Source organism: Pseudomonas sp. S35 (assembly GCF_009866765.1).
GTDB lineage: Bacteria > Pseudomonadota > Gammaproteobacteria > Pseudomonadales > Pseudomonadaceae > Aquipseudomonas.
In genome coordinates, this window is sequence record NZ_CP019431.1 from 532,279 (window position 1) to 551,996 (window position 19,718).

The 19,718-nt window shown below is 62.2% G+C and carries 13 protein-coding genes; 9 read left to right on the top strand and 4 right to left on the bottom strand.

Annotated features, from left to right (window positions below):
* Nucleotides 1-73 precede the first annotated feature (73 nt).
* Nucleotides 74-910: a 23S rRNA (adenine(2030)-N(6))-methyltransferase RlmJ gene (gene rlmJ, locus PspS35_RS02265; protein ID WP_159932598.1), complete on the top strand. Its 837-nt coding sequence runs from the start codon at nucleotides 74-76 to the stop codon at nucleotides 908-910.
* Nucleotides 911-985: 75 nt separating this feature from the next.
* Here the strand turns inward: rlmJ and msrA are convergent, their stop codons facing one another.
* The 4 genes from msrA to aceE all read right to left on the bottom strand — a co-directional run bounded on the left by msrA (nucleotide 986) and on the right by aceE (nucleotide 9,008).
* Nucleotides 986-1,633, bottom strand: a complete 648-nt coding sequence (gene msrA, locus PspS35_RS02270; RefSeq protein WP_159932599.1) for a peptide-methionine (S)-S-oxide reductase MsrA — start codon at nucleotides 1,631-1,633, stop codon at nucleotides 986-988.
* Between the two features lie 72 nt (nucleotides 1,634-1,705).
* Complete coding sequence (locus tag PspS35_RS02275) at nucleotides 1,706-4,399, bottom strand: GGDEF and EAL domain-containing protein (RefSeq protein ID WP_159932600.1); 2,694 nt, start codon at nucleotides 4,397-4,399, stop codon at nucleotides 1,706-1,708.
* A 302-nt stretch (nucleotides 4,400-4,701) separates the two neighbouring features.
* A complete protein-coding gene (gene aceF, locus PspS35_RS02280) occupies nucleotides 4,702-6,351 on the bottom strand; it encodes a dihydrolipoyllysine-residue acetyltransferase (protein ID WP_159932601.1) in 1,650 nt (549 codons plus the stop codon).
* Nucleotides 6,352-6,362: 11 nt separating this feature from the next.
* On the bottom strand, nucleotides 6,363-9,008 hold the full coding sequence (aceE, locus tag PspS35_RS02285; RefSeq protein ID WP_159932602.1) for a pyruvate dehydrogenase (acetyl-transferring), homodimeric type: 2,646 nt from the start codon (nucleotides 9,006-9,008) through the stop codon (nucleotides 6,363-6,365).
* Between the two features lie 383 nt (nucleotides 9,009-9,391).
* Between aceE and glnE the strand changes: the two genes are divergently transcribed.
* From glnE to PspS35_RS02325, 8 genes are all read left to right on the top strand, one after another.
* Nucleotides 9,392-12,331, top strand: a complete 2,940-nt coding sequence (gene glnE / locus PspS35_RS02290) for a bifunctional [glutamate--ammonia ligase]-adenylyl-L-tyrosine phosphorylase/[glutamate--ammonia-ligase] adenylyltransferase (protein WP_159932603.1) — start codon at nucleotides 9,392-9,394, stop codon at nucleotides 12,329-12,331.
* Between the two features lie 219 nt (nucleotides 12,332-12,550).
* Nucleotides 12,551-13,585, top strand: a complete 1,035-nt coding sequence (gene waaF, locus PspS35_RS02295) for a lipopolysaccharide heptosyltransferase II (RefSeq protein ID WP_159932604.1) — start codon at nucleotides 12,551-12,553, stop codon at nucleotides 13,583-13,585.
* Nucleotide 13,586: 1 nt separating this feature from the next.
* The gene (gene waaC / locus PspS35_RS02300; protein ID WP_159932605.1) at nucleotides 13,587-14,648 is read left to right on the top strand and encodes a lipopolysaccharide heptosyltransferase I; all 1,062 of its coding nucleotides are present in this window, start codon (nucleotides 13,587-13,589) and stop codon (nucleotides 14,646-14,648) included.
* Nucleotides 14,648-15,772 carry a glycosyltransferase family 4 protein gene (locus tag PspS35_RS02305; protein WP_159932606.1) on the top strand — a complete coding sequence of 375 codons (1,125 nt, stop codon included), beginning with the start codon at nucleotides 14,648-14,650 and terminating at the stop codon, nucleotides 15,770-15,772. Before waaC ends, PspS35_RS02305 begins: the two co-directional genes overlap by 1 nt.
* Nucleotides 15,769-16,575 (top strand): lipopolysaccharide core heptose(I) kinase RfaP, encoded by an 807-nt coding sequence (rfaP, locus tag PspS35_RS02310; RefSeq protein WP_159932607.1) that lies wholly within the window; start codon nucleotides 15,769-15,771, stop codon nucleotides 16,573-16,575. Before PspS35_RS02305 ends, rfaP begins: the two co-directional genes overlap by 4 nt.
* Complete coding sequence (locus PspS35_RS02315) at nucleotides 16,575-17,309, top strand: lipopolysaccharide kinase InaA family protein (RefSeq protein WP_159932608.1); 735 nt, start codon at nucleotides 16,575-16,577, stop codon at nucleotides 17,307-17,309. Before rfaP ends, PspS35_RS02315 begins: the two co-directional genes overlap by 1 nt.
* Complete coding sequence (locus PspS35_RS02320; protein ID WP_159932609.1) at nucleotides 17,306-18,058, top strand: lipopolysaccharide kinase InaA family protein; 753 nt, start codon at nucleotides 17,306-17,308, stop codon at nucleotides 18,056-18,058. The genes PspS35_RS02315 and PspS35_RS02320 overlap by 4 nt, the downstream gene beginning before the upstream one ends.
* Nucleotides 18,058-19,500, top strand: a complete 1,443-nt coding sequence (locus tag PspS35_RS02325) for a lipopolysaccharide kinase InaA family protein (RefSeq protein ID WP_159932610.1) — start codon at nucleotides 18,058-18,060, stop codon at nucleotides 19,498-19,500. Before PspS35_RS02320 ends, PspS35_RS02325 begins: the two co-directional genes overlap by 1 nt.
* The last annotated feature ends 218 nt before the right edge of the window (nucleotides 19,501-19,718 follow it).

A 19,718-nucleotide genomic window follows, 5' to 3' on the forward strand; every position in this document is an offset into this window, starting at 1 on the left:
GCATCGCCCGACACGCAGCCCTGCACCTTTGCCCGCGTAGAAGGTAAACTTCGCCCCCTGCGCAGGAGCAACCATGAATTATCGTCACGCCTTTCACGCCGGCAACCACGCCGATGTCTTCAAACACCTGACCTTGACCCGCCTCATCGCCCTGATGTCGCGCAAGGAGCAGCCGTTCGCCTACCTCGACACCCACGCCGGCATCGGTCTGTACGACCTGCAAGGCGACCAGGCCAATCGCACCGGTGAATACCTGGAAGGCATTGCGCGCCTGTGGGATCTGGACGACCTGCCGCCACTGACGGCCGATTACATGCGCGTGCTGCACGAGATGAACCCGGATGGCCAGTTGCGCTACTACCCGGGCTCGCCGGAACTGGCGCGGCGCCTCACGCGCCCACAGGACCGTGTGTTGCTCAATGAAAAGCACCCGGAAGACGGCGTGCTGCTCAAGGACAACATGAAGGGCGACCGTCGGGTCAAGGTGCACCTGGGCGAAGGTTGGCATGTCCCGCGTGCCTTGCTGCCGGTACCGGAAAAACGTGCGCTGATGCTGATCGACCCGCCGTTTGAAAAACTCGACGAAATGCAACGCTGCGCGGCCTCCCTCAAGGAAGCCGTCAGCCGTATGCGCCAGACCGTCGCGGCGATCTGGTACCCGGTCAAAGACCAGCGCATGTTACGCCGCTTCTACCAGGACCTGGCCGGCACCGGCGCGCCAAAGCTGCTGCGCGTGGAGTTGCTGGTGCATCCGCTGGACACGCCCAACACCCTGACCGGCTCGGGCCTGGCGATCGCCAACCCGCCGTGGGGCCTGGAAGAGGAATTGCGTGAGCTGCTGCCGTGGCTGTCCAAAAAGCTTGGCCAGACCCAGGGTGGGTGGCAGATGGATTGGCTCATAGCTGAGTAATCCGTTCTAACGTCAAACATAGAACCAAATGTGGGAGGGGGCTTGCCCCCTCCCACATTTTGATTCACGTTGATATTAGATCGGGCAAGTCACGCCGGTGCCGCCGATACCGCAGTATCCCTGCGGATTCTTCGCCAGATACTGCTGGTGATACGCCTCGGCGAAGAACACCGTAGGTGCTTCCTCGATTTGCGTGGTGATCGCGCCCAGGCCGGCCTTGGTCAGCTCTTGCTGGTAAGCCTCGGCACTGGCCTGCGCCGCCGCCAATTGCTCGGGCGTCGTGGCATAGATCACCGAGCGGTACTGGCTGCCGATGTCGTTGCCCTGGCGCATGCCCTGGGTCGGGTTGTGCAATTCCCAGAACATCTTCAGCAGGTCTTCGTATTTCACTTTGGCCTGGTCATACACCACCAGCACCACTTCGCTGTGGCCGGTCAGGCCCGAGCAGACTTCTTCGTACGTCGGGTTCGGCGTAAAGCCGCCAGCGTAACCGACCACGGTGCTGACCACGCCATCGCGCTGCCAGAACTTGCGCTCCGCACCCCAGAAGCATCCCAGGCCGAAGATCGCGAAGCCGACGTCGTCCATGAATGGGCCCAGCAGGGGGTTGCCGTTGACGAAGTGCGTCTCCGGCAGGGTCATCGGGGTTTCACGACCAGGCAACGCTTGTTCTTGAGTAGGCAGCACGTTTTTGTTCACCAGGATTTCCGAGCGCAAGACCATGATCAGTCCTCTCAGTCAGATTGAGTAAGGTAAGAATTCAGACAGCCAGTGTGCCCGAGTGTTACCGCGCTGTCAGGCGATTGGCCCGCGCGGGTAGCGTTTGAGCATCTCAAGCAGCTCTGCGCCGGGGATTGGCCGGTCGAACAGGTAGCCCTGGCCGACGTCGCAGCGATGCCGGCGCAGGAACGCCAGTTGCTCGGCGGTCTCGATGCCTTCGGCCACGACCTTGAGCTTGAGGTTGTGGGCCATGGCGATCACGGCCGAGGTGATTTCCATGTCGTCCTGGTTGTCCGGGATTTCGTGGATAAAGCTGCGATCGATCTTAATGATGTCGATGGGGAATTTTTTCAGGTAGCTCAGCGACGAGTAACCGGTGCCGAAGTCGTCCATGGCCAGGGTCAGGCCGAAGCTCTTCAGTTGGTCCAGTTGCAGGCGCGTGTCTTCGGTGGCTTCCAGCAGCAGGCCTTCGGTCAGCTCCAGCTCCAGCAGGTTGGCCGGCAGCTCTTCTTCCTTGAGGATCGTGGCAATCGAGGCCACCAAGTCCGGGTCGGAAAACTGCTTGGGCGACAGGTTGATTGCCACCTGCAGGTTGCCCATGCCAGCGGCGCTCAGTTGCTTGCTCATGCGGCAGGCCTGACGCGCGATCCATTTGCCGATGGGGATGATCAAGCCGGTCTCTTCGGCCACGCTGATGAATTGGTCAGGGCGGATCATGCCCTTTTCCGGGTGGTTCCAGCGCAGCAATGCTTCCATGCCCAGCAAGCGGCCGCTGCGCAGGCACAGCTTGGGTTGGTAGAACACGTCGAGTTCGTTCTGGGTCAGGGCGCGGCGCAGGTTGTTTTCCACGAACAGCTTGTAGCTGGCCTCGGCGTTCAGCGCTTCGGTGAATACCTGGACCTGGTGTTTGCCGTTGGCCTTGGCCTTGTGCAGCGCCAGGCCGGCGTTGCGCATCAGGGTCTGCGGGTCGCGGCCATGCAGCGGCGCGCAGGCGAGGCCCACGGAGCCGGTGACGCTGATCAGTTGGTTGTCGACGAACATGGGCTTGTCGAGCGTCGCCAGCAGTTGGCTGGCAACCTGCTGGCCGCTCTCCAGGTCGGTGTCGTCGAGCAGCACCGCGAACTCGTTACTGGCAAAACGCGCCAAGCTACCGCCGGCGCTCAGGCTGTTACGCAGGCGCCGCGCCAGGCTGATCAGCAGCTTGTCGCCGGTCTGGTGGCCGAGGCTGTCGTTGATGCGCTTGAAGTTGTCGATGTCCACCAGCAGCAGGCTGATCGGGCTGTCGCTGTCGCGGGCAAAGCGTTCATCGAGGTTGCGGATAAACGCCGGGCGGTTGCCCAGGTTGGTCAGGTTGTCGGTGTAGGCCAGGCGCTCGATGCGCTGCTGGGCCAGCTTGGTCTGGGTGATGTCTTCGTAGATGCCGATGTAGTGCGTCAGCTCGCGGTTGTCGCCATACACCTTGGAGATCGACAGCTGGCCCCAGTAGGGTTCGAGGTTCTTGCGCCGACTTTTGAATTCACCCTGCCAGCTGTTGCTCTTGGCCAGGCTCGACGGTGCGTCGAACAGCAATTCGCTGAGGTTTTCCAGGGCCGGCAATTGCGCCAGGCGGTGGCCGTGGACTTCTTCGGCGCTGTATTGGGTGATCGCGGTGAAGCTTGGGTTGACGTACTCCACCACGCCATCGCAATTGACCAGCAGAAAGGCGTTGGCGCTTTGCTCCACGGCACGTTGGAACAGGTGCAAGGCGCTGGTGGCGGTGCGGCGGTTGTGGTTGTTGATCACCTGGGCGAACTGGTCCGCGAGCTCGCCGGCAAAGGCGATCTCGTCGGCCTGCCAGTCACGCGGGCTGCCGCACTGCTCCAGACACAACACGCCAACCACTTGGCCGTCGACGCGGATGCTCGCATCGAGCATGGCGTGGATGTCTCTGTTGCGCAGGTTCTCGGCCATCTCGCGGGTGCGCGGGTCGCGCAGGGCGTTGGTGGCATCTATGGCGCGGCTGCTCTGCAAGGCTTCCAGGTAATCCGGGAAGCAACTGGCATCGATGGGCTCGGGCAGATGGTGCTGTTGGTCGTCGCGGTGGTAAGCCGAGATTGGCACCAGGCGCTGGCCTTCGAGGTTCCAGATGCTGGCGCAGTCGAGCTGGTAGATATCACAGGCGCTGCGGGTGATCAGCTCGGCGGCTTCCTGCAGCGAATTGTTGACGGTGTAGCGCTGGCGGGCCAGCAGCAGGATCAGTTCCTGCTGGGCGCGCACCCGCTCCAGGTGCTGCAGTTGCTCCTGCTGGGCGCGCTGGTTGAGCTCCAGGGCGATTTGCAGGCGGCTGTTCTGGCTTTCCAGGTCTGTAGCCGGCGCGGTGGAGGGGATCTCGCTGAACAGGCCATCGACCACCATCAGGTAGCCGCGCAACAGATGGCGATTGTGTTGTTTGTAGGCTTCGCCCATTTCCAGCAGGCTCAGGGGACCATCGTTGGTGTGCAGGGTGTAGCGCACCAGGTAGTGAGGGCTCTGGGTCAGTTGCTGCTGGATGGTGTCGTGCAGTTGATAGCGTGCCTGGGGTTCCATCAGGCTGGCGTAGGGCGTGCCGAGCAGGGCGCACAGTTCGACCGCCGGCAGGCCGAATTGGCGTTCGCAATTGGGGTCGAGGTACAGCAGCGCCCAGCTTGCCTCGTTAAGCCGCTCGAAACGCAGCATACCGAGGCGCGAAGGCACCGGTAACTGCGTCACTACCTCGGCCGCCATACGGGCGACATCGGGTTGGCTTTTCATGGGGGAACTCACTTCAAATAACGCGCACGGCGCCGGGCTCACGCCCTCTTTTCTGTTGCCTGCGGCAAGGTTGCATCATGCAGCGCGGGCTGACAAGAGAGGATGAAGGCTAAGTGCTATAAGTGGGTTATCGGCCGGACGGGGGATTTCTGTAGGCGCGGTGACAGAAGGTGTACAAGCCTGTTCTGCGTGTACAGAAAAGCAAAAAAAGCCCCGCCAAATTGACGGGGTTGAGGTACGAGCGTGGCGCTCGGAAATCGGTGCAGGCCGGTCTCCCCGGTGAAAGGGAGACCTGCGCTGACTTACAGCAAGATGGTGCGGATGTCGTTCAGCAACTGGCTCAGGCGCTGCGTGAAGCGTGCAGCAGCGGCGCCGTTGATCACACGGTGATCGTAGGACAGCGACAGCGGCAGCATCAGCTTCGGCTGGAACGCTTTACCGTCCCACACTGGCTGGATGGTTGCCTTGGACACGCCCAGGATCGCCACTTCCGGCGCGTTGACGATTGGCGTGAAGCCAGTGCCGCCAATGTGGCCGAGGCTGGAGATCGTGAAGCACGCGCCCTGCATGTCGTCCGGGGTGAGCTTCTTGTCACGGGCTTTGGCAGCCAGTGCAGCAGCCTCAGCAGCCAGTTGCAGCAGGCTCTTCTGGTCGACGTTCTTGATGACCGGTACCAGCAGGCCATCAGGGGTATCTACCGCGAAACCGATGTTGACGTACTTCTTGCGAATGATCGCCTTGCCGCTTGGCGCCAGCGATGCGTTGAAGTCCGGCAGTTCCTTGAGCAGGTGTGCACAGGCCTTGAGCAGCAGTGGCAGCACGGTCAGTTTCACGCCGGCCTTCTCGGCGACGGCTTTCTGCGCGATGCGGAAAGCTTCCAGGTCGGTAATGTCGGCCTGGTCGAACTGAGTCACGTGCGGGATGTTCAGGTAGCTGGCGTGCAGGCCGGCCGCGCCGATTTGCATCAGGCGAGTCATCGGCACTTCTTCGGTTTCGCCGAAGCGGCTGAAGTCTACGGTGCGGATCGGCGGAATGCCCGAACCACCGGTAGCGCCGCCGGCAGCCGGAGCTTCCTTGGCTTTGTGCATCATGGCTTTGACGTAAACCTGCACGTCTTCCTTCAGCACGCGGCCGTGAGGGCCGGTGGCCGCGACTGCGTTCAGCTCAACGCCGAACTCGCGGGCCAGCTGACGCACGGCAGGGCCGGCGTGAACCTTGGCACCGCTTGGCGCAGGTGCAGCAGCCACTGGGGCCGGAGCGGCCTCAGCTTTTGCAGCAGGTGCAGGGGCGGCAGCAGCGGGTGCAGCTTCAGCCTTGGCAGCTGGAGCGGCGGCCGGTGCTGGAGCAGCAGCCGGCGCAGCGCCTTGTACTTTCAGCTTGAGGATGAAATCGCCAGTGCCGACTTCGTCTTCCAGCTTGACCGCGATGCTTTCCACCACGCCGGCAGCCGGCGAAGGGATTTCCATGGAGGCCTTGTCGGACTCCAGGGTGATCAGCGATTGGTCGGCTTCGACGGTGTCGCCGACCTTGACCAGCAGTTCGATGATCTTGGCCTTGCCCGACGAGCCAATGTCCGGAACATGAATGTCCTGAACAGAGGCTGCGGCCGGTGCAGCAGCCGGGGCCGCAGGGGCCTCGGCAGCAGCGGCAGGCTTTTCAGCGGCAGGCGCCGGTGCAGCAGCGGCAGCAGGCGCCGCCGCAGGGGCCGCATCAGCGGCACCTTCGATTTCCAGTTCCAGCAGTTCGTCGCCTTCTTTCAGGCGGTCGCCCAGCTTCACTTTCAGGCTCTTGACCACGCCGGCTTTGGGAGCAGGGATTTCCATGCTCGCCTTGTCCGATTCCAGGGTCAGGATGCTCTGATCGGCTTCGACTTTGTCGCCGACCTTCACAAACAGCTCGATTACTTCACCTTCACCGCTGCCGATGTCAGGTACGCGAATGAGTTCGCTCACAAAAAATCTCCTCAGCAGTCCAGTGGGTTGCGTTTTTCCGGGTTGATCCCGAACTTGACGATGGCGTCAGCCACCACCTTAGGTTCGATCTCACCACGGTCAGCCAAGGCTTCCAGGGCTGCCAACACCACGAAGTGACGGTCGACTTCGAAGAAGTGACGCAGCTTTTTACGGCTGTCACTGCGACCGAAACCGTCGGTGCCCAGGACTTTGAATTCCTTGGACGGGACCCACTGGCGAATTTGTTCAGCAAACAGTTTCATGTAGTCGGTAGAGGCAATGACTGGACCTTTACGGCCGGCCAGGCACTCTTCGACGTAGCTCTTGGCTGGCTTTTGGCCAGGGTGCAGGCGGTTGCTGCGCTCTACGGCCAGGCCGTCGCGACGCAGTTCGTTGAAGCTGGTCACGCTCCACACGTCGGCGCCGACGTTGAACTCTTCACGCAGGATCTTCGCCGCTTCACGCACTTCGCGCAGGATGGTGCCGGAGCCCATCAGCTGTACGTGGTGCGCTGCTTCCTTGGTGTCTTCTTCGAGCAGGTACATGCCCTTGATGATGCCTTCTTCAACACCGGCCGGCATGGCGGGTTGCTGGTAGGACTCGTTCATCACGGTGATGTAGTAGAAAACGTCCTGCTGCTCTTCGGTCATCTTCTTCATGCCGTCCTGGATGATCACCGCCAGCTCGTAGCCGTAGGTTGGATCAAAGGTGCGGCAGTTCGGGATGGTGGCAGCCAGGATGTGGCTGTGACCGTCTTCGTGTTGCAGGCCTTCGCCGTTCAGCGTGGTGCGGCCGGCGGTGCCGCCGATCAGGAAGCCACGGGTACGGCTGTCGCCTGCTGCCCAAGCCAGGTCGCCAATACGCTGGAAACCGAACATCGAGTAGAAGATGTAGAACGGCAGCATCGGCTGGTTGTGGCTGGAGTACGAAGTACCGGCAGCGATGAAGGAGCTCATGGCGCCCGCTTCGTTGATGCCTTCTTCGAGGATCTGGCCCTTCTTGTCTTCCTTGTAGAACATCACCTGGTCTTTATCGACTGGCTCGTAGAGCTGGCCGACGGAAGAGTAGATGCCCAACTGACGGAACATGCCTTCCATACCGAAGGTACGGGCTTCGTCCGGGATGATCGGAACGATGCGTGGGCCGATGTCCTTGTCCTTGACCAGCTGCGCGAGGATCCGCACGAAGGCCATGGTGGTGGAGATTTCGCGGTCGCCCGAGCCGTCCAGGATAGCCTTGAGGGTGCTCAGGTCCGGGGTCGGAACGGCGAAGCTGTTGGCGCGGCGCTGGGGCACGAAACCGCCCAGTGCAGTGCGACGCTCGCTCAGGTAGCGGGCTTCGGCGCTGTTTGGCTCTGGCTTGAAGAACGGCAGGTCTTCCAGCTCTTCATCCTTGACCGGGATGTCGAAGCGGTCGCGGAACAGCTTCAGGCTTTCAACATCAACCTTCTTGGTGTTGTGCGCCGTGTTCTTCGCTTCGCCGGCACCGGTGCCATAACCCTTGATGGTCTTGGCCAGGATGACGGTCGGTTGTTCTTTGTGGTTGACCGCTTCGTGGTACGCCGCGTAGACCTTGTACGGGTCGTGGCCACCACGGTTGAGTTTCCAGATCTCGTCGTCGGACAAGTCTGCAACCATCGCCTTGAGTTCAGGCGTGTTGAAGAAGTGTTCACGCACGAACGCGCCGTCTTTGGCTTTGTAGTTCTGGTACTCGCCGTCGATGACTTCGTCCATGCGACGTTGCAGGATACCGTCGACGTCCTTGGCCAGCAGTGGGTCCCAGAAACGGCCCCAGATGACTTTGGTCACGTTCCACTGAGCACCGCGGAACACGCCTTCGAGTTCCTGGATGATCTTGCCGTTGCCGCGAACCGGGCCGTCGAGGCGCTGCAGGTTGCAGTTGATGACGAAGATCAGGTTGTCCAGCTTCTCGCGGCCGGCCAGGGAGATGGCGCCCAGGGATTCCGGCTCGTCGCACTCGCCGTCGCCCAGGAAGCACCAGACTTTCTGCTTGCCTTCCGGGATGAAACCGCGCGCTTCCAGGTACTTCATGAAACGTGCCTGGTAGATCGCCTGGATTGGACCCAGACCCATCGATACGGTCGGGAACTGCCAGAAGTCAGGCATCAGCCAAGGGTGCGGGTAGGACGACAAGCCGCCACCGTCGACTTCCTGGCGGAAGTTGTTCATCTGGTCTTCGGTGATGCGACCTTCCATGAACGCACGGGCGTAGACGCCTGGCGAGGTGTGGCCCTGAAAGTAGATCAGGTCGCCGCCGTGTTCGTCGGTCGGGGCCTGGAAGAAGTAGTTGAAGCCGATGTCATACAGGGTTGCGCTGGAAGCGAAGCTGGAGATGTGACCGCCCAGGTCCGAATCTTTCAAGTTCGTGCGCATTACCATCGCCATGGCGTTCCAACGTACCAGCGAGCGAATGCGGCGTTCCATGAACAGGTCGCCAGGCATGCGTGCTTCGTGGGTAACGGGGATGGTGTTGCGGTATGGCGTGGTGATGGCGTAAGGCAGTTGCGAACCGCTGCGGGTCGCGAGCTCGCCCATACGGGTCATCAGGTAGTGAGCACGGTCTTCGCCTTCTTTGTCGAGAACCGATTCCAGGGCGTCCAGCCATTCCTGGGTTTCGACGGGATCGAGGTCTTGCATGGCTTGCTCCAGGGCGGAAAGGCTACCAGAATCGGTTGCCTGAAGTTTGCGACTGGCCTTGTGGGCAGACGACATAAATTCTTGGATGGCCGAAGGTTGCTTCGGCGTCCTGTAGTTTTACTACAAATCGTCGGCCATTTCAGCCTTTCGAATGTATATACGAGTAGTAAAACTACACAAGACCGAGCGGATTGCTCGGTCTGGCTGGTGAGCATAATCGTTATTGTTGATCTTTTGCGAACAAGAAAAGGTAGAAGTTTAATGTTGCCTGCCAAGAACTATCAATTTTCAGCTATTTATAACCTTTGTTCGACAGTCCTTCACCAAGCGTGGCTATCGGGTTCACCGCAACACGCCATTTACGCGCCGAACAAGGATAGACCATGAGCCTTCCAACGCTGGCCGAACTGCCGGCCATTCTTCTCCCCATTGCCCAGCGCGCCGAGCAGTCATTTCGTGACGCAGTGGCCACGCTGGACGACGATCATGGACTTTGCGCGTGGACGGCGCAACGCTGGGCCGACTTCACCCGGGTGTGCGCCGCCAGTGATTTCGTCATTGAACAGAGTGTTCGTGACCCTTTGATGTTGCTGGAGTTGGTGGCCTGGGGCGAGCTGGACCGCGGCTTTGCGCCGGGCGAGCTGTGTGGCCAGATTGCAGGTGCCGTGCAACAGGCAGAAACAGAAGAGGAGCTGGGCCGCGTGTTGCGTCGCCAGCGTACGCGCCAGCAAGTGCGCATTATCTGGCGCGACCTGACCCGTCAGGCCGACCTGGTGCAAACCTGCCGCGACCTTTCCGACATGGCCGACGCCAGCATCGACCAAGCCTACCAATGGTTGTACCAGCGCCATTGTGCACAGTTCGGCACGCCCACCGGCCGGCGCAGCGGCGAGCCGCAGCACATGGTCATCCTCGGCATGGGCAAGCTCGGCGCGGTGGAGTTGAACCTCTCGTCGGATATCGACCTGATCTTCGCCTACCCCGAAGGCGGCGAGACGCAGGGCGTGAAGCGTTCACTGGATAACCAGGAGTTCTTCATTCGCCTTGGTCAAAAATTGATCAAGGCTCTCGACCCGATGACTGTCGACGGCTTTGTGTTCCGCGTTGATATGCGCCTGCGTCCCTACGGTTCGGCCGGTGCGCTGGTGCTCAGCTTCAACGCGTTGGAGCAGTATTACCAGGATCAGGGCCGCGATTGGGAGCGCTACGCCATGATCAAGGCGCGCGTGGTCGCTGGCGACCAGGTGGCCGGGGCGCAATTGCTCGATATGCTGCGGCCGTTCGTCTACCGCCGCTACCTGGACTTTTCCGCCATCGAAGCGCTGCGCACCATGAAGCAGTTGATCCAGCAGGAGGTGCGGCGCAAAGGCATGGCCGACAACATCAAGCTGGGCTCGGGCGGCATCCGCGAGGTGGAGTTTATCGCCCAGGCGTTCCAACTGATCCACGGCGGTCGCGACCTCAGCCTGCAACAACGCCCGCTGCTCAAGGTGCTCGGCACCCTGGAAGGCCAGGGTTACCTGCCGCCGGCGGTGATCGCCGAACTGCGCAACGGCTATGAATTCCTGCGCTACACCGAGCACGCGATCCAGGCGATTGCCGACCGCCAGACGCAGATGCTGCCCAACACCCCGCAAGACCAGGCACGCATTGCCTTCATGCTCGGCTTTGCCGACTGGGCCGCGTTCCATGAGCGCCTGATGTACTGGCGTGGCCGGGTGGACTGGCACTTCCGCCAAGTCATCGCTGATCCGGATGAAGAGGGGGGCGAAGAAAGCGAGTTGGTCGTGGGCGGTGAGTGGTTGCCGCTGTGGGAAGAGTCTCAAGATGAAGGCGCGGCGTGCCGTCAATTGACCGAAGGCGGCTTCGCCGATGCGCCCAAGGCGCTCAAGGCCCTCGCCGGCTTGCGCGGCAGCCCGCAATTGCGTGCGATGCAGCGCCTCGGTCGCGAACGCCTGGATGCGTTTATCCCGCGCCTGCTGGCCCAGGCCGTCGAGCACGCCAACCCAGACCTGGTGCTGGAGCGCGTGTTGCCGCTGGTGGAGGCCGTCGCCCGCCGCTCCGCTTACCTGGTGCTGCTCACGGAAAACCCCGACGCCCTGCGCCGCCTGCTGACCCTGTGCGCCGCCAGCCCGTGGATTGCCGAGCAGATCACCCGTTTCCCGCTGCTGCTGGACGAATTGCTCAACGAGGGGCGCCTGTTCAAGCCGCCGCTGGCGCCGGAACTGGCCGCCGAACTGCGCGAGCGCCTGACGCGCATCCCCGAGGACGACCTTGAGCAGCAGATGGAAGCCCTGCGTCACTTCAAGCTGGCCCACCGCCTGCGCGTGGCCGCCTCGGAAATCGCCGGCAGCCTGGCGCTGATGAAAGTCAGCGACTACCTGACCTGGCTCGCCGAAGCCATCCTCGAACAAGTGCTGGCCCTGGCCTGGCGCCAGACCGTGGCGCGCCACGGCTCGCCACAACGGCTGGACGGCACGTTGTGCGATCCTGGGTTCATCATTGTCGGTTATGGGAAAGTCGGCGGGATCGAATTGGGGCATGGTTCGGACCTGGATCTGGTGTTTATCCACGATGGCGACCCGCAGGCCGAGACCGACGGCGCCAAGCCGATCGATGGTGCGCAGTTCTTCACGCGCCTGGGCCAGCGCATCATTCACCTGCTGACCACCCAGACCAACTCCGGCCAGCTGTATGAAGTGGACATGCGCCTGCGACCTTCCGGCGCCTCAGGCTTGCTGGTGAGTTCCCTTGGGGCGTTTGACCGCTATCAACAGAATGAAGCATGGACTTGGGAGCATCAGGCCTTGATCCGTGCGCGGGTGCTGGTGGGCAGCCAGGATGTGGGCCGTGCATTCGAGCAGGTACGGGCTAAAGTGTTGGGGCGTGAGCGTGACCTGGCGAAGCTGCGCCAGGAGGTCAGCGAGATGCGCACCAAGATGCGTGACAACCTGGGCACCAAGTCCACCACGGCGGGCACCGGTGCCAATGCCTTCGACGCCGCGGCGGTGTTCGACCTCAAGCAGGACGCCGGAGGTATCGTCGATATTGAATTTATGGTGCAATACGCGGCTTTGGCGTGGTCTGCGCAACATCCATCGTTGCTGCGCTACACCGACAATATCCGCATTCTGGAAGGTCTGGAGCAGGTGGGTTTGATGCCCGCCGCCGATGCCCATCTGCTGCGCGAGGTGTATAAGGCCTACCGTTCCGCTGCGCATCGCCAGGCCTTGCAAAACGAGGCCGGTACGGTGGCGGGGGATCAGTTCGCCGACGAACGGCGACAGGTGATGCGAATCTGGAAGGAACTGGGGTTAAGCTGAAACTCGATTAATTGAGCGACGCCAATCTAATGTGGAAACTGGTTGTGTGTGGGCGCGGGCTTGCTCGCGAAGCAGGCGCTGCGGTCTGTCTGTCAGACCGCGGTGATGCTTTCGCGAGCAAGTCCGCTCCCACACAAAGCAGTTCCGTGGCTACCGCAACCTTGGGTAATTATCGATGCGGGGAGGCATAAGCCTCCCCGCATCGTTTGTGGAAACTACATGAATATTCTGATCGTTGGGCCCAGTTGGGTCGGTGATATGGTGATGGCACAGACACTGTTCCAGTGCCTGCGCCAACGCCATCCAGGCTGCCAGATCGACGTGCTCGCCCCTGAGTGGAGCCGGCCGATCCTCGAGCGCATGCCCGAAGTGCGCAAGGCCTTGAGCTTCCCGCTCGGCCACGGCGCCCTGGAGCTGGCAACGCGTCGTCGCATCGGCAAATCCCTGGCCGGCCAGTACGACCAGGCCATCCTGCTGCCCAATTCGCTCAAGTCGGCGCTGGTGCCGTATTTTGCCGGCATCCCCAAGCGCACCGGCTGGCGCGGCGAGTTTCGCTACGTGCTGCTTAACGATGTGCGCACGTTGGATAAAACGCGTTACCCGCTGATGATCGAACGCTTCATGGCGTTGGCGTATGCGCCTGGGGCGGAGCTGCCCAAGCCGTATCCGCGCCCGAGCCTGCAGATCGACCCGGTGACCCGCGATGCGGCCCTGGCCAAGTTCGGCCTGACCCTGGATCGTCCGGTGCTCGCCCTGTGCCCCGGCGCCGAATTCGGCGAGTCCAAGCGCTGGCCGGCGGAGCACTACGCCAAGGTCGCTGAAACGAAGATCCGCGAAGGCTGGCAGGTGTGGCTGTTCGGTTCGAAAAAAGACCACCCGGTGGGTGAAGAGATCCGCCAGCGCCTGATTCCTGGCCTGCGCGAAGAGTCGGTCAACCTCAGCGGCGATACCTCGCTGGCAGAGGCCATCGACTTGCTGTCCTGCGCAGACTCCGTGGTGTCCAACGACTCCGGCCTGATGCACGTAGCCGCAGCGCTGAACCGCCCGTTGGTGGCGGTGTACGGCTCGACTTCCCCAGGGTTTACCCCGCCCTTGGCCGACAAGGTCGAAGTGGTGCGCCTGGGCCTGGAATGCAGCCCGTGTTTTGACCGCACCTGCCGTTTCGGCCACTACAACTGCATGCGTCAGTTGCTGCCGCAGCCGGTAAATGAAGCCTTGCAGCGATTGCAGGGCACTGCGGTCGAGGTTCACTGAGTTGCGGGTACTGGTAATCAAGACCTCATCCCTGGGCGACGTGATCCATGCGTTGCCGGCACTCACCGACGCGGCGCGGGCGCTCCCTGGCATTCAATTCGACTGGGTGGTGGAAGAAGGCTTTGCCGAGATCCCCACCTGGCACCCGGCGGTGGACAAGGTGATCCCGGTGGCCATCCGCCGCTGGCGCAAGAACCTCTGGCAGACCCTCAAAAGTGGCGAGTGGCGGCGCTTCAAGCAGCAGATCCAGTCGACCCAATACGACCTGGTGATCGATGCCCAGGGCCTGCTCAAAAGCGCCTGGCTGACCCGCTATGTGCGTGCCCCGGTAGCGGGCTTCGACAAGCACTCTGCCCGTGAGCCCATCGCTGCGCGCTTCTACTCGCGACGCCTGGCCGTGGCCCGAGGGCAGCACGCCGTGGAGCGTCTGCGCCAGCTGTTCGCCGTGGCGCTGGGCTATGACTTGCCCAAAGGCCTGGGCGACTACGGGCTGAGCACCGAAAAACTGCTCGGCCTGCCGCCGAAAAAACCCTTCGTGCTGCTTTTGCATGGCACCACCTGGGACACCAAGCACTGGCCCGAAGCCTATTGGCGCGAGCTGGCCGAGCGCATGGGCCGCCTGGGTGTGGACGTGAAATTGCCTTGGGGCAACGCCGCCGAAAAAGCCCGTGCCGAACGCCTGGCCCAAGGCTTGAACAACGCCGAAGTATTGCCCAAGTTGAACCTGGCCGGCGTCGCCCGTGTCTTGGCCGGCGCCCGTGCCTGTGTGGCGGTGGACACCGGCCTGGGCCACTTGGCGGCTGCGTTGGACGTGCCGACCATTTCCCTGTTCGGCCCTACCAACCCAGGCCTGACCGGCGCCTATGGCAAGGGTCAGATTCACCTGGGCAGCGACTGGTCGTGCGCGCCGTGCCTGCAAAAGCACTGTACCTATCAACCGACGGCCGACGACCTGCGTCGGTTCGACATCAAGCGCGAGTCGCCCCTGTGCTTCACGCGCCTGAACCCTGAGCGTGTGGCCAGCCGACTGAGCACGTTGTTATTGGCTGAGGAGCTGCACTGATGCAACTGGCTTTTGTTCTGTACAAATACTTCCCCTTCGGCGGCCTGCAGCGCGACTTCATGCGCATCGCTCTGGAATGCCAGCAGCGCGGCCATCAGATCCGTGTCTACACGCTGATCTGGGAAGGCGACATTCCGCCCGGCTTCGAAGTGCTGGTAGCGCCGGTGAAGGCGTTCTTCAACCATAAGCGCAACGAGAAGCTCAGTGCGTGGATGGAGGCCGACCTGGCCAAGCGTCCGGTGGACCGCCTGATCGGTTTCAACAAGATGCCCGGCCTGGACGTGTACTACGCCGCCGACGGCTGCTTTGAAGACAAGGCGCAAAACCTGCGTCATTCCCTGTACCGCTATTTTGGCCGCTACAAGCACTTTGCCGAATACGAGCGTGCGGTGTTCGCCAAGGATGCCAAGACCGAAGTCTTGATGATTTCCGAAGTGCAGCAGCCGCTGTTCATCAAGCATTACGACACCCCGCTTGAGCGCTTCCACCTGCTGCCACCGGGCATTGCCCAGGACCGCCGCGCGCCGCCGAATGCGGCTGAAATCCGTGCAGGTTTTCGCCAGGAGTTCAACCTCGGCGATGACGACCTGCTGCTGGTGCAAATCGGCTCCGGCTTCAAGACCAAGGGCGTCGACCGCAGCCTGAAGGCCTTGGCCGCGTTGCCGTCTGAACTGAAGAAGCGTACGCGCCTGTTTGTCATCGGCCAGGACGACCCCAAAGTCTTCCAACTGCAAAGCGCCACCCTCGGCTTGGGTGACAGCGTGCAGTTTCTCAAGGGTCGCAGCGATATTCCGCGTTTCCTGCTGGGCGCCGACCTGTTGATCCACCCGGCCTACAACGAAAACACCGGTACCGTGTTGCTTGAAGCCCTGGTGGCTGGGCTGCCGGTGCTGGTCTCGGCGGTGTGCGGTTACGCCCACTACATCGCCGAAGCCGACAGCGGCCTGGTGCTGGATGAGCCGTTTGAGCAAACGCAGCTCAATGGGTACCTGGCTAAAATGCTGACCGATTCTGCACAGCGCGCGGCCTGGGGCCGCAATGGGTTGGCCTTCGCCGAGACGGCCGACCTCTACAGCATGCCGCAGCACGCTGCGGATGTGATTCTGGCGGAGCCAAAACGATGAAACTGATACTTGCCGAACCGTTCAAGACGTTGTGGGCCGGGCGTGATGCGTTCGCCGAAGTCGAGAAACTGCAAGGCCAGGTATTCCGTGAGCTGGCGGCGCGCCGCACGTTGCGCACCGAGGTCGACGGCCGCCCGTATTTTGTAAAGATCCATCGGGGTATCGGTTGGGCGGAAATCTTCAAGAACCTGATCACCGCCAAGTTGCCGGTACTGGGCGCCGGCCTGGAGTGGGATGCCATTCACCGCTTGCAGGAAATCGGCGTTCCGACCATGACCGGCGTGGCCTTCGGCGAAAAGGGCAGCAACCCGGCGGACCAGCATTCGTTCATCATCACCGAAGAGCTGGCGCCAACCCTCAGCCTTGAAGACGTGACCCTCAACTGGGTTGCCGAGCCGCCGACGCCAGCCTTGCGCCATGCCCTGACCGCCGAACTGGCGCGCATGGTCGGCGACATGCACCGGGGCGGCGTGAACCATCGCGACTGCTACCTGTGCCACTTCCTGCTGGACACGTCCAAGCCGATCGACCCGCGTGACATCAAGCTCTCGGTGATCGACCTGCACCGTGCCCAAATGCGTGCACACTTGCCGCTGCGCTGGCGCGACAAGGACCTGTCTGCGCTGTACTACTCGGCGCTGGACATCGGCTTGACCCGTCGCGATAAGCTGCGCTTTCTCAAGGGCTATTTCCGCCAGCCGCTGCGCCAGATCCTGACCGAGCAATCGGCCTCCCTTAGCCTGATGCAGCGCAAGGCCGACAAACTGTATGCACGCAAGCAACGTTACGGGGATGCGATCTGATGGCGGGTTGGAACCTGGAACCTGCTTACGCCGCCCTGGCGGATGATTTTGGAAGCCTCGAAGCGGTGTTCGCCCTGCAAGGCGAGCGGCTGACCCGCGACCCGTTGTCGGAAGTGATCCGGGTCGAGCGCGGCGGGGTCAATTACTACGTCAAGCGCTACACCGGCGCCGGCAAGGGCCTGCGTCGCTACCTGGGCAAGCCGCGGGTCAAGTCCGAGTGGCAGAACCTCAAGCGTTTCGCCAAGTGGGGGATACCCACCGCCGACGTGGTGGCCTGGGGCCTGGAGCGCAACGGCCTGGCCTACGACCGTGGCGCGATGATCACCCGCGAACTGCCCAACACCGAAGACCTTTCGGTGCTGGCCGAGCGTCACGATGTGCGCCTGCGCGACGCCAAGTGGGTCAACGTGGTCAGCCGCCAGCTCGCCGAATACACGCGCACAATGCACGATCATCGCTTCACCCATAACGACTTGAAGTGGCGCAACCTGCTGATCGACGACCAGTCGACCCTGTACCTGATCGATTGCCCCAACGGCGATTTCTGGCGCGGTTTCTGGCTCAAGTACCGCATCACCAAAGACTTGGCCTGCCTGGACAAAGTGGCCAAGTATCACCTGTCGGCGACCCAGCGCCTGCGTTTCTATATGCAGTACCGCCAGTGCCGGCACCTGAGTGACTCGGACAAACGGCGGATTCGCCACGTAGTGAAGTTTTTCGAGGGGCGCGAATGAGTGATTTCCTGGCGGCTCAAGACCGTGCGTTGCTGGAGCGCCACGGCCTCGCGACATTCGACGCGCTGTGGGCCAAGCAACTGGACGCAGTGGACGAGCCGAACACCAGCCGTGGCGGCTGGAGCAGTGTGTTTCGCCTGGAACTCGACGGCCACGGTTACTACCTCAAGCGCCAGAGCAACTACCTCACGCGCAGCCTGCACCGGCCGTTGGGCGAGCCGAGTTTTTCCCGCGAATTTCGCAATATCAGTCGTTACCGCAGGCTGGGCATTCCAGCGTTGCAGGCGGCGTTCTACGGCGAGCGCAAGGTTGCCGGCGAACACCGCGCAATGCTGCTGACCCGCGCCCTCGACGGCTGGAATGACCTGGATTCATTGCTCGAACAGTGGCCGCAATTGAGCGACGCCCAGCACCGCGCGATCCTGCTGGCGTGCGGCCAACTGGCGCGCCGGTTGCACAGCGTCGGCCAGGTGCATGGCTGCTTTTACCCCAAGCATATTTTCCTGCAGGCCACTGGCGACGGTTACGCCGCGCAGTTGATCGACCTGGAAAAAACCCGCCCGTTGCTGTTCGGCTGGCGGGATCGGGTCAAGGACCTGGAGCCGTTGTTGCGGCGTGCGCGGCCTTGGTCGGATGCGCAGGTGCGCCAACTGCTGGCCGCCTACCTCGATCAGCCCGAAGACAGTTCGCTGGTCACCACCTGGCTGCAACGCCTGACGAGTCGGCGTAGCCATAAGGAGAATCGCTGATGCGCCTGTCCGAGCTCAAAAGCGCCGGTCGCACACCGAGCTTGCCCCTGACTCTCGACCTGGCGGATGCCGCCGGCCCCGCTCAATTGCAGTTGCTGAGCCTGTTGCGGGTGTTGCCGGGTGAGCGTTACGTGGGCGCCGCAGTCTGGCGCGGGCGTCCGGTGTTGGCCAAGTTATTGGTGGGCGGCAAGGCAGCGCGGCATTTTCAACGTGAGCTCAGCGGTGTGCGCATGCTGGCCGAGCAAGGCCTGAGCACCCCGTTGTTGCTCGCCGACGGCTTGCAGGACGGCGAGGGTGGCTGGCTGCTGTTCGAGTTTATCGAAGGCGCCGAAAGCCTGGCCGATGCCTGGCACGCCGTCGAAGGTCTGCCCCCCTTGGCCGATGAGCAAACCGCCGTGCTGGCCGAGGCGCTGGGCGCGATTGCGCAGATGCACACCAAGGGCCTTTGGCAGGAAGACCTGCACCTGGACAACCTGCTGCGCCAGGACGGCAAGCTGTACTTGATCGACGGCGCGGGCATCCGCGTCGAAGAGGCCGGCAAGCCGCTGTCGCGCAACCGCGTGCTGGAAAACCTCGGGGTGTTTTTCGCCCAGTTGCCGAAAAACCTTGAGCCGTTTACCGAAGAATTGCTGGTGTACTACCTGCTGGGCAACGGTGAGCACGCGTTGCCGCTGCAAGCCTTGGAAAAACAGGTACGCAAGGTCAGCGCCTGGCGCTTGAAGGACTATTTGAACAAGGTTGGCCGCGAATGCACGCTGTTCAGCGTGGTACGCGGCGCCTTTGGCCTGCGTGCAATTCGTCGCGAAGAAGAGGCGGCGATGCTGCCGGTACTGGAACAGGCCGATAAGCTACTCGATCAGGGCCACCTCTACAAAACCGGCGGTGCCGCCAGTGTCGCCAAGGTCGACGTGGCCGGTCGGCCGCTGGTGATCAAGCGCTACAACATCAAGGGCTTCGCCCATTGGCTCAAACGCTTCTGGCGCCCGAGTCGCGCCTGGCATTCGTGGCGTGAAGGCAACCGCCTGGCGTTCCTGGGCATCGCCACGCCCAAGCCTTTGGCCGTGTTGGAAAAGCGCTTTTTCTGGCTGCGCAGCCGGGCCTACCTGATTACTGAATACCTGCCGGGCCCGGACATCATCGAGCGTTTCGCGCCCTACATCGAACACGGTGACGCGCCGGAAAACGAGTTACTGGCGCTGGACCATTTGTTTGCCGAGCTGATTCGCGAGCGCATCAGCCATGGTGATTTCAAAGGCCATAACCTGTTCTGGGATAAGGATCGCTGGTCGCTGATCGACCTCGACGCGATGTGCCAACACAGCTCCGCCGCCAGCTTCGCCCCGGCGTATGCCAGGGACCGCGCACGGTTTATGCGGAACTGGCCACAGGAAAGCGCGCTGTACAAACTGATTGATCAGCGCCTGCCCAAAACCATCGACTGAACGCTCGCTCCTTGTAGTGAGCGGGCTTGCCCCGCGCTGGGCTGCGCAGCAGCCCCAAAACCAGCCGCTGCGATTTACCTGGAACACCGCGGTGCTTCTAGTGGGCCGCTTCGCAGCCCCGCGCGGGGCAAGCCCGCTCACCAGGGTTATTGTGCGGCCCTCAAGTGTTGCGTGGGCAACAGTGCTTGGGCACTTGTGAGTGGAGGCCGACAGCACTT

Excerpts from the sequence above, each read along its gene's own strand:
- rlmJ (WP_159932598.1), top strand. The coding sequence starts at position 74 with ATGAATTATCGTCACGCCTTTCACGCCGGCAACCACGCCGATGTCTTC.
- msrA (WP_159932599.1), bottom strand. The coding sequence starts at position 1,633 with ATGGTCTTGCGCTCGGAAATCCTGGTGAACAAAAACGTGCTGCCTACT.
- PspS35_RS02275 (WP_159932600.1), bottom strand. The coding sequence starts at position 4,399 with ATGAAAAGCCAACCCGATGTCGCCCGTATGGCGGCCGAGGTAGTGACG.
- aceE (WP_159932602.1), bottom strand. The coding sequence starts at position 9,008 with ATGCAAGACCTCGATCCCGTCGAAACCCAGGAATGGCTGGACGCCCTG.
- glnE (WP_159932603.1), top strand. The coding sequence starts at position 9,392 with ATGAGCCTTCCAACGCTGGCCGAACTGCCGGCCATTCTTCTCCCCATT.
- waaF (WP_159932604.1), top strand. The coding sequence starts at position 12,551 with ATGAATATTCTGATCGTTGGGCCCAGTTGGGTCGGTGATATGGTGATG.
- PspS35_RS02305 (WP_159932606.1), top strand. The coding sequence starts at position 14,648 with ATGCAACTGGCTTTTGTTCTGTACAAATACTTCCCCTTCGGCGGCCTG.
- rfaP (WP_159932607.1), top strand. The coding sequence starts at position 15,769 with ATGAAACTGATACTTGCCGAACCGTTCAAGACGTTGTGGGCCGGGCGT.
- PspS35_RS02315 (WP_159932608.1), top strand. The coding sequence starts at position 16,575 with ATGGCGGGTTGGAACCTGGAACCTGCTTACGCCGCCCTGGCGGATGAT.
- PspS35_RS02320 (WP_159932609.1), top strand. The coding sequence starts at position 17,306 with ATGAGTGATTTCCTGGCGGCTCAAGACCGTGCGTTGCTGGAGCGCCAC.
- PspS35_RS02325 (WP_159932610.1), top strand. The coding sequence starts at position 18,058 with ATGCGCCTGTCCGAGCTCAAAAGCGCCGGTCGCACACCGAGCTTGCCC.